Annotated in this window: 15 protein-coding genes; 5 read left to right on the top strand and 10 right to left on the bottom strand. The window is 37.7% G+C overall.

Going from position 1 to position 15,551, the window contains the following annotated elements; genetic code table 11:
* Positions 1 to 27 precede the first annotated feature (27 nt).
* Positions 28 to 486, bottom strand: coding sequence for an RcnB family protein (locus H0S58_RS02465; RefSeq protein ID WP_195727041.1), 459 nt, complete (start codon positions 484 to 486; stop codon positions 28 to 30).
* 197 nt (positions 487 to 683) lie between these two features.
* Here H0S58_RS02465 and H0S58_RS02460 point away from each other — a divergent pair, with 197 nt between their 5' ends.
* Positions 684 to 1,142, top strand: coding sequence for a hypothetical protein (locus H0S58_RS02460; protein WP_195727040.1), 459 nt, complete (start codon positions 684 to 686; stop codon positions 1,140 to 1,142).
* 83 nt (positions 1,143 to 1,225) lie between these two features.
* On the opposite strand, the gene H0S58_RS02455 is transcribed toward H0S58_RS02460, so the two are convergent.
* Together H0S58_RS02455 and znuD are read right to left on the bottom strand one after the other, a co-directional pair.
* Complete coding sequence (locus H0S58_RS02455; RefSeq protein ID WP_195727039.1) at positions 1,226 to 2,689, bottom strand: phospholipase D family protein; 1,464 nt, start codon at positions 2,687 to 2,689, stop codon at positions 1,226 to 1,228.
* A gap of 106 nt (positions 2,690 to 2,795) precedes the next feature.
* Positions 2,796 to 4,865 (bottom strand): zinc piracy TonB-dependent receptor ZnuD, encoded by a 2,070-nt coding sequence (znuD, locus tag H0S58_RS02450; protein WP_195727038.1) that lies wholly within the window; start codon positions 4,863 to 4,865, stop codon positions 2,796 to 2,798.
* A gap of 143 nt (positions 4,866 to 5,008) precedes the next feature.
* Between znuD and H0S58_RS02445 the strand changes: the two genes are divergently transcribed.
* From H0S58_RS02445 to H0S58_RS02430, 4 genes are all read left to right on the top strand, one after another.
* The gene (locus H0S58_RS02445; RefSeq protein WP_195727037.1) at positions 5,009 to 5,773 is read left to right on the top strand and encodes a DUF4184 family protein; all 765 of its coding nucleotides are present in this window, start codon (positions 5,009 to 5,011) and stop codon (positions 5,771 to 5,773) included.
* Positions 5,774 to 5,938: 165 nt separating this feature from the next.
* On the top strand, positions 5,939 to 7,723 hold the full coding sequence (aspS, locus tag H0S58_RS02440) for an aspartate--tRNA ligase (RefSeq protein WP_195727036.1): 1,785 nt from the start codon (positions 5,939 to 5,941) through the stop codon (positions 7,721 to 7,723).
* Positions 7,724 to 7,843: 120 nt separating this feature from the next.
* Positions 7,844 to 8,065: a hypothetical protein gene (locus H0S58_RS02435; protein WP_053579628.1), complete on the top strand. Its 222-nt coding sequence runs from the start codon at positions 7,844 to 7,846 to the stop codon at positions 8,063 to 8,065.
* 192 nt (positions 8,066 to 8,257) lie between these two features.
* On the top strand, positions 8,258 to 9,127 hold the full coding sequence (locus H0S58_RS02430; protein ID WP_195727035.1) for a lysophospholipid acyltransferase family protein: 870 nt from the start codon (positions 8,258 to 8,260) through the stop codon (positions 9,125 to 9,127).
* Positions 9,128 to 9,158: 31 nt separating this feature from the next.
* Here the strand turns inward: H0S58_RS02430 and H0S58_RS02425 are convergent, their stop codons facing one another.
* The 7 genes from H0S58_RS02425 to H0S58_RS02395 are packed head-to-tail and all read right to left on the bottom strand — an operon-like array spanning position 9,159 to position 15,497.
* The gene (locus tag H0S58_RS02425; protein WP_195727034.1) at positions 9,159 to 9,983 is read right to left on the bottom strand and encodes a glycosyltransferase; all 825 of its coding nucleotides are present in this window, start codon (positions 9,981 to 9,983) and stop codon (positions 9,159 to 9,161) included.
* Positions 9,983 to 11,110 (bottom strand): DegT/DnrJ/EryC1/StrS family aminotransferase, encoded by a 1,128-nt coding sequence (locus H0S58_RS02420; RefSeq protein WP_195727033.1) that lies wholly within the window; start codon positions 11,108 to 11,110, stop codon positions 9,983 to 9,985. Before H0S58_RS02420 ends, H0S58_RS02425 begins: the two co-directional genes overlap by 1 nt.
* Entirely contained in the window at positions 11,107 to 11,967 is an 861-nt protein-coding gene (locus H0S58_RS02415) for a WxcM-like domain-containing protein (protein WP_195727032.1), read from the bottom strand. The genes H0S58_RS02420 and H0S58_RS02415 overlap by 4 nt, the downstream gene beginning before the upstream one ends.
* A gap of 2 nt (positions 11,968 to 11,969) precedes the next feature.
* Positions 11,970 to 12,842, bottom strand: coding sequence for a glucose-1-phosphate thymidylyltransferase RfbA (gene rfbA, locus H0S58_RS02410; protein ID WP_195727031.1), 873 nt, complete (start codon positions 12,840 to 12,842; stop codon positions 11,970 to 11,972).
* Positions 12,839 to 13,906 carry a dTDP-glucose 4,6-dehydratase gene (gene rfbB, locus H0S58_RS02405; RefSeq protein WP_195727030.1) on the bottom strand — a complete coding sequence of 356 codons (1,068 nt, stop codon included), beginning with the start codon at positions 13,904 to 13,906 and terminating at the stop codon, positions 12,839 to 12,841. Before rfbB ends, rfbA begins: the two co-directional genes overlap by 4 nt.
* 33 nt (positions 13,907 to 13,939) lie before the next feature.
* Entirely contained in the window at positions 13,940 to 14,713 is a 774-nt protein-coding gene (locus H0S58_RS02400) for a glycosyltransferase family 25 protein (RefSeq protein WP_195727029.1), read from the bottom strand.
* A gap of 22 nt (positions 14,714 to 14,735) precedes the next feature.
* Positions 14,736 to 15,497, bottom strand: coding sequence for a glycosyltransferase family 25 protein (locus H0S58_RS02395; protein ID WP_195727028.1), 762 nt, complete (start codon positions 15,495 to 15,497; stop codon positions 14,736 to 14,738).
* Between the last annotated feature and the right edge of the window lie 54 nt (positions 15,498 to 15,551).

Genomic DNA, 15,551 nt, shown 5'->3' with positions numbered 1-15,551 from the left:
GATAAAAAGGCAAATGCCCGATCACGACTAACGATTGGGCACCAAAACGTAGCGACCTTGTTCATAAGTCCAATAGGTGCCTGTCGGTGGTGCAGGTAAACCCAAACGTTGCCAATCTGTAATTAAAATCGCATTTGAGCTCTCAATTCGGGCTGTATTGGGGTCGCCATTCACCCAATGATAACTCTGAGAGTGTTGGTTAATGATGGTTGGTGCCTGATATTGAATACTCACGCCATTTTGGATGGTTGGAGAATAATTCGGTCGTGGGCGAGATGGATACGGGCGTGCGAATGGTTGAGGATAAGGGCGATGATGTTGTAAATTATTGCTGTATGGAGCGCTATTTTGAGGATAACTAGGTTTGTGCTGATATTTTTTGCTATCAACCCCTTGATACTTTGACCACTGATTTTCTGCTTGAGCCTGTAAAGATGCCCCTAAAAGTATCATCCCACTCAGTATCGCTAAAGTTGCAGTTCTCATAACAACCTCCACACCCTATTGATCACATCATTTATTTAACATCTATTTTAAGCCGAAGATGAGAATAAAAATTGAATAAAAAACCATCTAGTGCAACGTTTTGTAAATGAAAATTTTATATAATTTCATCCTTATATACATCACGCCAAAGATCGGGTTTATACTTCCCTCTTGTTTTTATTACTGGATGACACAGCGTGACTGATTTAAGTTTTGATCGCCTCCATCAATTTTTTTGTAAAGTACCCAGCGTACAAGAATCTTTAATTGATGCTTATGGGTCAGATGGTCAGCATGCATGGTGGTTTAAATTTCAGATTAATATTGAACATCCATTTGCTTGGCAAACGGTTCAAGAACTGGGTCATGTTTTGAATTACATTTCTAAAAATGAACGATTACCTACACAATTCCTCCCCGTATCTCCTCCACCCTACATGAATGGTGAAGCGAAAGATTTTTTAGCATGGGTGATTCAATGTAATCATCCTGACTTTAGCCCTGACGTAGTGTGTGACTGGCTCGAAGCACGCTTACCGCAGCCTGTTGAAGATGAAAAGCAATGGAAAATTAAAACTGATTTGGCCGATTTGGATAAAATGAAAGATGCGGATTTGGATAAACTGATTCCACCTCATCCACAGCCTTCAAAATAATCAAACCTTTGATCCAATGAACCCCCTTTTTTAAAGTGGGGTTTTCTTTATATTTAACAGGTGCAATTTAGCGTAATTGATCTTTAAAACGTAGAGATTCCACTCCATTCCATAAAGCGGTAAAGCGTATATTTAAGTTTCGATTCATCTGCATAAGTGCGATATTCCACACTCATATTTTTACCGTCTAAATTTGACCAAGCGGTATTAAAATATTGATTAGCATCTTTAAAAACCTGCGCTTTTGATGTTCCGATCACACGGAAATCAGTTTCTAAATTATAATTTTTTATGTTACGTGCAGTGAAGTTAGCTGAACCTAAAATTAATTCTGCCTGCTGTGCATCATGTTTGATGATCATTTTGCTGTGACATTGTTCTCCTTGAGTATTGCACCAACGCACAGCGACACCAGCAGCATGTAATTCAGACGCCACTTGACGGTTGGGAATGCCATTTTTTTGACGTCCAAATGCATCTTTGTTGGGATCTAATAACACTCGAAGTTTTACCCCACGTTGATGTGCTGCAATTAAAGCTTTCACAATGTGACGTTCAGATAAGTAAAACATGGCCAGATCAATCTGATCTTGCGGTTGCGCTGTTTCAATTAATTTTAAAGTAGCCTCATAAATCGCTTTTTCAGTCAATACTTGAACTTGAGGTAAAGAGGATTCAGCTTCAAACTCCCCGACAACCACCATTGGAATGTCACCTTTAGACATTCTTCCCACCGTTTGTTCAGTTTTCAATACATCAATCGCGGTATTGCCTGCAACCACCAAGGCCACATTAGAATGACGTGAACTACCATCATGTGGATTTGCAGAAGTGACTAGAGTTTTCCAACCTTCTTCTGTATCAACCACCAATGTTTTACGGTGATTGGCCTTAAAGTTAAAGAGATTTAAATAACTTCTTAAAGTAATTTTTTCATGACCAAAAGGATTGGCAAGCCAGCCTTTTTCAGCATTATTACCGATGTCTTGACAGCAGATATACCATAAGCCAGACCATAGTGGATTCGATGCACGTAAGGGTCTAAGATCAGTTTCAATCACTTCAATACCCGCTTTACGTAACTGACGATAATGTTCAGGAGCCACACCACCATAGACCGAGTTAATTGGATCTGTAATCACCTTAATATCAATATTGGGTTGTACTTTACGTTTTAAAATTAAGGCGTCTGTTAACTGCTGAGCCAATGGCCGATGGCTCAGATTTGACTCACCGACTTCTTGATTAAATAAAAATATATCAAGCACAATGGTCGTTTGCGCTGCGTCAATCAGGTTTAACATTTCATTAAAAATATGATGATTTTGTTGTTGTTTGCCTTGCACATCCAAATAAGTTTGATCTGCAATAAATTTGACTTCTGCATGCCGCAATTTGCCTTTAAAGTTTAAACCTTCAGGCAAAGGCTTATACGTATGATAAAGGGCTGAAGAGAGATAACCCAAAGCCAGTAAGCCGACAATCACAGTCACATAATGACGACGTGACCAATTTAATTTTTGATGAATTCGCTGAAAAATACGCATAACAAAAAACCTAATCCAATAGTATCAGACTAGGTTTTATGGTTTGATTTTTCAAGCGCTTTTCTGTGATTTCAACTTAAAGTCATGCTATTTGGTATGACTAAACTTAAAAAGCAAATTCTAATCCTACAGTGAAATTACGTCCTACTTGCGGAATATTCGACAGGAATGAAGCATGTGAATAGACTTGATCATCCAATAAATTATTGGCTTTAAAATAGACACGATAGTCGTTGTTTTTTGCATACTGCCCTGTATAAGAAACGCCTACATTGACCATATTATAGCCATCCGTTTCTTGTTCATAACTGGCAATCTTCTCTTGCTGAAACACATGATAGTATTCAGCCAAACCTGACCAACGATCATCAAAACTGGCATTGACTTTGGTTCCTAGGCGACCAGCAGGAACGCGTGGTGCATTTTCACTGTCAATTTTACCACGCACATAATCACCGAACACACTTAATTTATACACATCTGTTAGAGCATAAGACGCTTGTGCTTCTGCCCCATAAAATTTTGCCTTGTCTTGGGTATAATCGACTAAACGGAAGTTTTCATAACGATCTGTGGTTGCTGCATAAATATAGTTATCAAACCAATTGTGATAAATATGCACATGGTAGTCTAACTTATCTTGTTCATAATGCAGACCCAACTCAAGATTGTTCGATTTTTCCGCAGTTAAGTTTTCATTGCCGCGTTCATAGGTATTGGTCGCGAAATGTTTGCCATTGGCATATAGTTCTTGCGCCAAAGGTAAACGTGCTTGATGAGAGCCAACCAGCGACAATTTATAACTCGGTGCAAATTCCCAGTTCACGGCGCCTGAATAAGAGAAACCATAATCATCAAAATCTTTTTTGTTCGAATCAATAGCAATTTTCTGCTGATCTAAACGTGCGCCCAGTTCCACATGAACATCATTAAACTGCTTATGCTCTAAGGCAAACAGGCTCCACTTTTGGGTTTTGGTCGGATCAAGTAAAGATTCTTCGCCAGTAATATTCAGCTTTTGCTGGTTATATTGAGCACCAATTACCCCTTCCCAATTCGCAACAGGATTGTGGACCAGTTCTAAACGTGCATCATAACCCTGACTTTTAAAATTGGTCATGACTGAATTTTCTTCAATTTCATCATGTTTATAGTCGGTATAACTGGCATGGGCGCGAAGCTTTTGAAAACCGGCAAACGGATCGCTGAGTTCGGTACGGAAATCATAACGTTCTGATTTTAAATCGACCCATGGCCCAGCGGCATGAGCGTGTTCTTCATCATGATCATGCCCATCATGGTTTAACGTATGACCTGAATGATCGCCGCAAAAAAGTTCATTGTCATGCGGATGACAATCTTCATATTCATGGCTATGTCCCGGCAAACCATACTGATCTTGACGATTACTATATGAAATACCGCTAAAGCCTCGGTCGTGAATCCAGGATAAACCCACATTTACCGTTTCAGCTTTCGCAAAAGTATTATCCATGCGACGCTCTTTTTCTAACTCACCATCATGCTCATGAAAATAGTTCGGTACAATATAACTGTTGGCATCGCGTTTAGACCCTTCTACACGTAGTGCGACTTGACGACCCAAAGCCACAGTGGCACCAGCACTGGCTAATTTTTCATCACTGCCTGAGTTATAACGAAACCCTGCCTGCCCCTCGATAACTTTTTCTGGCATTTGAGTCGGAATTTTATTGTCCGTGACATTGACCAAACCACCGACTGTGCCTGCGCTATACAATAAAGTTGAAGGCCCTCGAATCATTTCAACTTGTTTGGCTATAATTGGATCGACTGTTACAGCATGATCAGGAGATAAAGCTGAAACATCGGCCGTTTCTGAGGCATGCTGTAGAACTTTTACCCTTGGCCCATCTTGACCTCGAATCACGGGTCGACTTGAACCCGAACCATATTGATTAGAATAGACCCCCAACTCATCGGCTAAAGCATCGCCAATGGTCGCTCCACGCTCAGTTAAAACCTGATGCTCTACAACATGATCTGCAACAGCAAAATCTGCAGCCGATTGAACCAAAGGGTGTGCTTGTAATTGTATGGTTTCTAATTGTTGATTCTGAGCAGAACTATCGGCAAAAACAGAAGGTGCAACAACTGCAAAAATAGATAAGGTCATAAAATTCTTGTGGAGGCGCATGGAACAGACTCAAGGCTACATTTTTAATTTGTGTTATAATATAACATTTCATTATTTTTGCAATAAAAAACATTCCTTTTCTTATGCTTGAACTAAACTACATTTTGACCCACTCAATCACGATTCAAATCTAAAGAGTTTAGATGCCTTTTACTTTATCTCACGCTGTACTTGCACCTCCGCTTTCTAAAATAACAGGCAATATTTTACCGATTGCTGCTCTGGCTATTGGTTGTATGGTGCCGGATTTAATTCGATTATTTAGTCATGATCAAGGGGGGCACAACCACCTTTGGCGTTCAATGATCCATCCAAACCTATGGATTGGTTTAAGCTTTTGTTTGGTATGGTATTTGCTCTATCGACCTGTGTTGTATCGTTTTTTAGGTATACAGCACGATTTGGGTATTCAGAGTATTTGGAGCGCGATTAAATTTTCACTTGGTGTAATGGTGGCAATTCTTGTAGGTACCGCCACGCATCTTATTTGGGATGGCTTGACCCATGTTGACTTTAGAACTTTTGCCTTTAAAGATTTTTTAAGTCAGAACATGGTTTTGTTTGGCCACACCTATCCTGTACATCTTATTTTTCAAATCGGCAGCTCAATTTTGGCTTTACCATTTTTATTGTGGATGTCTATGCAGTATTACCGACGACATCAGCAGCATTTTCCAGTCAGTCTTCAGGTCAAAACTTTTGCGGTCATTTTATTGTTTTTCACTGTTATAGCGGGTTGTTTTTCTGCTTGGGATTATGCACGCTATTTCTCAGCAACAGTCTGGCAATCCAATCTGTATTTTTTTACCGGCAAATCGATTAATGAATTTAGCCAAGCAGCATTAATCGTGTTTAGCCTGGGCTGTTTGATGTTCTTATTTTTTGACCGTGACCGTCGTTTGGGTTAATCCACAAAATCTTGTTTTAAACCCTCAATCTTGCCAATTTAGCTGTATTTTTACATCTATTTGTTGTGACAAAATGTCCAAAGAGGCATAATCTCACATTATTTTTAGGCGATGCGCTGTTTACGTATTCGCTTCCTTAACCCATATAGTTGGATTATTAACGCTATGATGCGCACTCATTACTGCGGTTCTTTAACCGAAGCTCAAATTGACCAAACCGTTACATTATGCGGTTGGGTACATCGTCGCCGTGACCACGGTGGTGTCATCTTCCTTGACATGCGTGACCGTGATGGTGTTGTTCAAGTGGTTATCGACCCAGATACCCCAGAAGCTTTTGCAACTGCAGACAAAGCACGTTCAGAATTCGTATTAAAAATTACAGGCCGCGTACGTCGTCGTTACGAAGGTACTGAAAACGCAAATATCGTCAGTGGTCAAATTGAAGTATTGGGCAAAGACATTGAAGTTTTGGCTGCTTCTGAAACTCCGCCATTCCCATTGAATGATGAAAATACCAATATTTCAGAAGAAATTCGTTTGAAATACCGTTTCTTGGACATTCGTCGTCCAGAAATGTTAGATCGTTTACGTTTCCGCTCTAAACTGACCAACCTGATTCGCAACTACTTCGAAGACAATGGTTTCTTAGATGTTGAAACGCCTATTTTGACTCGTGCAACGCCTGAAGGTGCACGTGATTATTTAGTGCCAAGCCGTGTTTCTAACGGTAGTTTCTATGCCCTTCCACAATCACCACAATTGTTTAAACAGTTGTTGATGGTGGGCGGGATCGATCGTTACTATCAAATTGCTAAATGTTTCCGTGATGAAGACTTGCGTGCTGATCGTCAGCCTGAATTCACCCAAATCGACGTTGAAACATCGTTCATGAGTGACGATGACATCATGGATTTAATGGAAACATTAACCGTTAAGATGTTCAAAGAACTTCTAAACGTGAATTTCGATAAATTTCCACGTATGACATATAACGATGCAATGCGTGACTATGCATCTGACAAACCAGACATGCGTATTCCTTTGAAACTTGTAGACGTTGCAGACATGATGCAAGACGTTGAGTTCAAAGTCTTCGCTGGCCCTGCTAAAGATCCTAAAGGTCGTATTGTAGCGCTTCGCGTACCAGGTGCAGGTTCACTTCCACGCAGCCAAATCGATGAATACACCAAGTTTGTAGGTATTTATGGCGCGAAAGGTTTGGCTTACATCAAAGTCAACGAACTTGAAAAAGGCATCGAAGGCTTACAATCGCCTATCGTTAAATTCATCGAGCCAATCGTGCTGGATTTGTTAAAACGTGTAGGTGCTGAAAATGGTGACATCGTATTCTTTGGTGCAGATAAAGCGAAAGTTGTAAACGATGCAATGGGCGCTCTTCGTATCAAAGTCGGTCACGACATGAAGCTTGCGACTTGCGAGTGGGCGCCGCTTTGGGTTGTAGACTTCCCAATGTTTGAAGAAACTGATGATGGTAAATGGACGTCTGTGCATCACCCATTCACGCTCCCTAAATCAAGCGTTGAAGAGGTCAAGAGCAATCCTGGTGCTGCGTTATCTGTAGCCTATGACATGGTATTGAACGGTACTGAAGTCGGTGGCGGTTCTTTACGTATTCATAATCTTGAAATGCAAAAAGCAATTTTTGAAGCTTTAGGGATTAATGAAGAAGAAGCAGAAGAAAAATTCAGCTTCTTATTAAACGCACTTAAATTTGGTGCGCCTCCACACGGTGGTTTGGCATTTGGTCTTGACCGTTTAGTGATGTTGATGACGGGCGCAACTTCTATTCGTGATGTGATTGCCTTCCCGAAAACGAAAACTGCGGAATGTCCATTAACTCAAGCACCTGCACCAGTTGAAGCAAATCAATTACGTGACTTGGGTATTCGTTTACGTGAAAAACCAAAAGCAGAAGAATCTAAATAATAACGGATTCTTTTATTAAAAAAACCTCGCAAAATGCGGGGTTTTTTTATTGCGTTGAGATCGAACAGCGAGAGTGGCATAATAGCGTCTTATTTTCTCCTTTGGTGTGAGCTAAACCTTATGGCTATGCGTCCTGCTGTTCGTCGTCGTGCATTTGTATTAATGATATTCGCTATCGCTCAGTGGTTATTTATGCGTTACATTCTAGCCAATGGTTTATTTAATATAGACACTAATCAACGAATTTTGTACTTTTGTGTCAGTAGTTTAGGTGGCGCCTTAATTATTTTCGTTAGTTTGATTTATATGGTTTTAAAAGGTAATGCTGATAAAGCTAAATAACATTTTCTCTACACCATTAGGTTGACCTGATCTTATTGCCTAATGGTTATACTTCATTTCTCTATTTTGTTCTCAAGACTTTTAACCCCATTTTTTATGCTTTAGAAATGGTGCGGCCGCATTCATGCGACAAAACTCTTTCCAGAATTATTCTTTTTATAATGATATTCAATATAAATGAGTTGCGCTATTATGTATTTTTTATTAAAGCTAGTCGCATTACTTCCTCTTTCTCTGTTACAGCTTATTGCTTCTTGGTTTGCTCTTTTACTCAATAGCTTTGAATCCTCTATAAAACGCACTACACGTATAAATGTGCAATTGGCTTATCCTGATTTAAACGCTGAGCAATATAAAATATTGATCAAAAACAGCTTAAAAAGCCAGTGTATGACTTATATTGAGTCGATTAAATGTTGGGGTATGCCAGCTGAATATAATCTAGCTTTGTTCAAAAATATTTATGGCGAACAGTACTTTACTGAAGCTCTGGCTAATAAAAAAGGTGTAATTGTGGTAATTGCGCATTTTGGCTGTTGGGAGCTTTTAAATGCATGGCTTAATCAGTATGCCTCTCCAATGATTATGTATAAACCGAATAAAAACAAAGGCCTTGATCGCTTTATGTTAGAAGCACGCCAACGACTGAATGCTACCCTCGTGCCAACCGATGAAAATGGTGTGCGTTCAATATTTAAGCACCTTAAACAAGGCGGTTTGACTGTAATATTACCCGATCATCTACCCAAAGAATCGGGCGGTATTTATTCTCATTTTTTTGATCAAAATACATTATCAACCACACTGGTTTCAAAATTAGCCAGTAAAACCCAATGTAATATCATTGGACTCAGTTGTATTCGTAATCACACTTCTGGATTTAATGTCCATTGCAGACCACTCTCCTCTGATATTCTTTCTAGAGATTTACAAACCTCTGTAAATAGTTTAAATAAGGAGTTGGAAAAAATGATTAATCTTGCACCTGAACAATATTTATGGGGATACAAACGTTTTCGTAAAGTTGAAGGGCAAGAAAATATTTATCAGAAAATAAAATAGTAATATTCTATTGAATTTAATATATTTAAGTTTATATATCTCCAGTTATTAGATAAGAAATTTTCCTAGAGTAATATTTTAGTTTACTTAATTTTTTGATCGGTTTTAACTTATATTGCTTAACCATATTAAATTTTGCTTTTTTAAATAATACTTCATCTTTATACTTGTTTAATATTTTAACAAGCTCAGTGAACATAAAATCTAAATCAGCTGACATATTATTTTCATGTATTCGGTAATAAGCTAAAAACTCTGGGATACATAATATTTTCTTACCCATTTTTGTTAATCTTAACCATAAGTCCCAATCTTCAATCTTAACATTTGGATCAAAACCACCAACTTCCTGTAAATCTTTTAATTTATGCATTTGAGTAGGTGCATATAAAATAAATTTATGCATAAAAATATCTTCGAAATTATAATATTGCAGAGGAAGATCTTTTTTTTCTTTTAACTGACCTAAATTATCTATTAACTGCACTTCGCCATAGAAAGAACTGACATCTGGATTTTTTAATGCATATTCAATTTGAATTTGAGTTTTGTTTTGAGTCATTTTATCATCTGATGCAATAATGCTAACATACTCTCCTTTACAAAGTGCTAATGCTTCATTTAATGTATTACATAGACCTTTATTTTCACGCGCTTTAAAATAAAAATTTTCAAAACGTATTTTGCACTGCTCTAACATCTGTTCAATTTTAATCACTGAACTGTCTTTAGATCCATCATCAATCACAATTAATTCGATATTTTTATAATCTTGATTTACAACACTCTGAATACACTCTTGAATATAAGCTTCATGATTATAACAAGGGATAATTACTGATACTAAAGGCTGCATTAATTTAGTCCTTGAGGTATAAAACCATTACATAACTCAACCACCTTTTCTGTTTCTTCTAAAGTCTGAGTCGGCCCCATTGGTAAACTTAAAACTTGTTGATGAATTTTTTCAGTCAAAGGAAAATTCAAATCGTTCCATTCTTTATAAGCTTGTTGCTTATGGGGAGGAATTGGATAATGAATTAAGGTTTGCACGCCATTTTCAAGTAAATATTGTTGTAGCTCATCCCGATAATCAGTTTGAAGCACGAATAAGTGCCATACATGTTGCTTATATTGGAGTACATTCGTTTTCTCTAAAGGCAATTTAATATATGAGTTTTTTATTTTAGACAAGTATAAATCGGCAATCCGTCGACGATGAGTCGTTTCTTGATCTAAATATTTTAATTTCACATCTAGCATTGCGGCCTGTATATCATCTAAGCGGCTGTTTACTCCCGGAACCAAATTTTTATATTTTTCATGCGAGCCATAATTTCTCAAGGCTTTCAACATATTTGCCAATTCAATATCGTTGGTAGTTACAGCTCCGGCATCCCCTAAAGCACCCAAGTTTTTTCCTGGATAGAAGCTAAAACCTGAAGCATCCCCCCAATTCCCAGCACGAATACCTTCTATTTCAGCACCATGAGCCTGTGCTGAATCTTCTAGAACCAATAAATTGTGTTGTTTAGCAATCTGCATTATTTTTGGCATATTGGCTAACTGTCCATACAAATGGACGGCCAGAATCGCTTTTGTCTTCAGAGTAACGGCTTGCTCAAGCGCTTCTACAGAAATGTTTAAACTCTTGCTGTCAGGTTCAACCAATACCGCTTTTAAATTATTTGCGGTAATGGCCAATATACTTGCGATATAGGTATTCGCAGGAACAATGACCTCATCTCCATCTCTTAACTTGCCTAACTCTTTCCACGCACGAAGTACCAAAATAAGTGCATCCAGTCCATTTGCAACACCTATCGCAAACTTCGTACCGCAGTAAGTTGCAAAATTTTGTTCAAATGTTCCGAGTTCTTGACCACCAATATACCAACCCGAATCAATCACACGATTACATGCTGCTTTTAATTCATCTTGATATTGTTGATTTACTTTTTTTAAGTCTAAAAATGGGATCATTCTTCTATAAAACCTTTCACAGTAGCTGGATTACCTACAACAATTGCATTTTCAGGCACATCTTTTGTCACGACCGCACCTGCGCCAACCATTGCATTTTTGCCAATTTTAATACCCGGCAAGATTGTAGCATTGGCACCAATGCTCGCTCCTGCTTCTACGACTGTTCTTAAAAATGCTTCAGGATATTGCTTTGAACGCGGGTTTTTATCATTGGTAAATGTAACATTCGGGCCAATAAATGCATTATCTTCAATCGTAATGCCATCCCAAATAAAGACACCCGATTTCACAGTCACATTGTCACCGATAGATACATCATTTTCGATAAGTGTATGGGCGCAAATATTACAGTTTTTCCCAATAATGGCTTGTGCTAGGATCACGCTATATTGCCAAACACGACTATCTTCACCTATTTGTGAACTATGCACATCAGCCAAAGGGTGGATAAATGGTTTTTGGGCCGCTTTGATAAAATCAGCATAATCACGAATATAATCCGACTCATCATAGTGTTCGCTGGCTAGAACAAGTAGAACACAATCTTCTGAAAAATCATGCATTTCATGCCAAATCATTGGAGGAATGCGCAATCCCTTATTGGACTGATCAAGCCATACTTCTTCTTTTATAAAACCATTATCTATCAACATCTTACATTTACCTTTGATGCAAAATGCTATTTGGTGTAGTTCTTTATGAGCATGAAACCCGCGAGGAATATCCGGTTTTGCATCAAAAATATAGTAAATTCGTTTTACATCAAAAGGGATGTTTTTACATGACTCTGCAACGACTAATCCACCCCGTTGGTCACCTAAACTAGGTAATTCAATCCACTCTATCAAACTCATCTTTATTCACTTACCAACGAAATTAAATATTGACCGTAGTCATTTTTACTCATGCTTTGACCAATTTCTAAAACTTGTATCGCAGTCAGCCAGCCATTGTTAAATGCAATTTCTTCCAAGCACGCAACCTTATAACCCTGACGTTTTTCAATGGTTTCAACAAAGTGTGCTGCTTCTAATAAACTTTCATGCGTACCCGTATCTAGCCATGCAAAACCACGACCCAATAACTCTACATTTAAATCACCACGTTCAAGATACATCTGATTTACAGTAGTAATTTCTAACTCACCACGATCAGATGGCTTCACCTGTTTGGCAATTTGAATAACGTCATTATCATAAAAATATAAGCCAGTCACCGCAAAATTAGACTTCGGATGTTTTGGCTTTTCTTCAAGGGAAATCGCACACTTATTTTGATCAAACTCAACCACACCAAAACGTTCAGGGTCTTTTACCTGATAACCAAATACCGTTGCACCTTTTTCACGTGTAATCGCTTGTCTCAACATTGGTGTAAAGCCTTGACCATAAAAAATATTATCGCCAAGCACTAAACATACATTGCTCTGACCAATAAACTCTTCACCAATAATAAATGCCTGTGCCAAACCATCTGGACTTGGCTGTATCGCATAACTTAGCTCAATACCAAAAATTGAACCATCTCCCAATAAGCGCTTAAAACTTTCTACATCTTCGGGTGTAGTAATAATAAGAATTTCACGAATACCCGCCAACATCAAAACTGATAACGGATAGTAAATCATCGGCTTATCATAGATAGGTAGCAGTTGCTTTGATATTCCCTTGGTAATCGGATATAAGCGTGTTCCCGAACCACCTGCGAGAATGATTCCCTTTGTATTCATGATTGACGTACTCCTAGTCTCTCGCGTTGATAGCTACCGTCTTGAACCCTACGGCACCAATTTAAATGACTTAAATACCAATATACCGTTTTTCTTAACCCTGTTTCAAAAGATTCTTGTGGCACCCATCCAAGTTCATTCTTTATTTTACTCGCATCAATTGCATAACGAACATCATGCCCTGGACGATCTTTTACATACGTAATTAAATCTTCGTATTTCGCTATACCTTCTGGCTTAATTGGAATTAATTCTTCGAGTAATTCACAAATATATTGGACAACTTCAATATTAGCTTTTTCATTATGTCCGCCAATATTATACGTTTCCCCAACCAAGCCCTCAGACACAACCTTATAAAGGGCACGAGCATGATCTTCTACGAATAACCAATCACGTACTTGTTGGCCATTGCCATAAATAGGTAAGGCTTTACCTTCTAGGGCATTCAAAATCACCAAAGGAATCAGTTTTTCTGGAAAATGATAAGGTCCATAATTATTCGAACAGTTGGTTACAATCGTTGGTAGACCATAGGTTCTATTCCAAGCCCGAACCAGATGGTCTGAACTGGCTTTGCTTGCAGAATAAGGTGAACTTGGTTCATAGGAAGTTTTTTCGGTAAATAAATCAGTGGTTCCTTCTAAATCACCATAAACTTCATCGGTAGAGATATGATGAAAGCGGAAACTTTGCTTTTTATGTTCATCTAAAGCTAACCAATATTTTCGGGTTGCTTCTAAAAGTGTATAAGTTCCCACAATATTAGTTTGAATAAAGGCTGCTGGACCATCGATCGAACGATCTACATGAGACTCAGCAGCTAAATGCATTACTGCATCTGGCTGAAATTCATTAAATATTTGATCTAGCGCTGAACGATCACAAATATCAGTTTGACTAAACTGGTAACGTGGATTTTCAGATACTGAAATAAGAGACTCTAAATTCCCTGCATAGGTAAGTTTATCTACATTTAATACTTCATGATTAGTATTGTGAATAATATGACGAATTACGGCCGAACCAATAAAGCCCGCACCACCTGTGATTAAATATTTCATACAACACCAATTCAGAGTTTTTATAATGAGATCTTAGGATTTCACGCGATAGTTTTTTAAAGATAATTTAACCAGTAGCTTTAAAAGCGGTTGATAAAATTTATGCGGATCATGATTTTGATTAAGAACTCTCAAATTTTGAATTCTTTCCATTTCTAAATAACTGGCTGTTTCAGTAGGGTTCACAGGGGGATGGTCAAAGAGATATGTAGCATAAAGATTAATATTTGGTTCCAAACAAGCCACTCCAGCCCAATGATCAAAAACTTGTGGCGTTGAATGATAACGTAATAAGAGTTCTGCCATTTTTCGATCTACAATATAGGCATATGCAGACACAAATTTATGATAATAGTAAGGGTGAACTTTTAAAATATTGCGTTCCAACATAGGTTTAGAATAAAAATTTCCCTTAACCTTTTGGCTATGCACTAATTGAATTCCACCCAAACTAAAAAAGAAACAATTTTCTAAACCAAGATGCTCTAGATTATTTTCAATATCATCGAAAGAAAAGTCTCCATCCTGTAGAGCATCATCTTCAAAGATGATGGCATATTTATCCGTTGTCTTTAAAAAATCTTTCAGAGCTTCAAGGTGAGATAAAGTACAGCCAAGTTCGCCTGGAGTAAGTGCTTTGGCATGTCCTGCAACAGCCAATTCAAAGTATTCTTTGACGGTTAAATCAATACCTTTTATACCAAATTTCTTAAATTCATTTCTGGATGAATTAAAAATTTGCTGATCAAAAAAAACTTTAAGTCTTTGACTTTCGTTATTTTCAATACTGATTAAATATTTTTTCAAACTCGCTCTCTCACATCTACTCTTATCGGGGATAAGTTTTATACTTTAATTTTGCAAAATTATACCCGAGTGAATTACCATAAATACTTTGAGGTAAATTGGTGGATTTTACACGTTCACCCTCGATTGCGCTTAACTGAGTATTTGTCTCTCCGGCTTCAATAACGGGATGATCAACAATATGAGTCATTAAAATATTTGAATTCTTATTAAAATCAAATAAGAAACTCCAGTCATCCGCTTTTCTAATTTGCCGATGATAATCAAGTAGATTTTGCGCCATATCACGATCTACAACATAAGCAACAGCGTAATTCACCCTATTATAAAAATGAGGATGTACCTCTAATACTTGCTTGTCTAGAAACAGCTGATCTCTTAAAGTACCTCTGACTTTCAGGCTTTCTTTCATTTGTATGCCGCCTAAACTAAACAGCACATTCTTAGGTAAATTAAAATTTTTAATTTCTTCTTCTAAACTCTTCAGAGTCAGCTGCTTTGGTAAAATAGCATCATCTTCAAAAATTAAAGCAAACTCATCATCTGTAGCTAAAAAGGATTTCAGTGCTGTTAAATGAGACAAGGTACAGCCTAGCTCTGCTGGAGTTAATGGCTTTGAACGGCCTCGCACTGCTTTTTCGAAATATTCTTTTGCAGAAAGATCTCCCCCTTTAATACCAATTTTTGTCAAAGACAATTGCCCATTTTTAAAAAAATCTTGATCTAAAAATTTCTTTAATCGGAGAGATTTTTCATCTTCAATACTTATGACATAAATTTTCATTGAGGCTCACCTTTTCACACTTGTTGAATGATATATAATGTAGAATTAGATGGA

This window comes from Acinetobacter sp. TTH0-4 (assembly GCF_015602665.1).
GTDB classification, from domain to species: domain Bacteria; phylum Pseudomonadota; class Gammaproteobacteria; order Pseudomonadales; family Moraxellaceae; genus Acinetobacter; species Acinetobacter albensis.
Note: the sequence above shows the minus strand (reverse complement) of the source record. Positions and strands in the feature narration are given on the sequence as shown.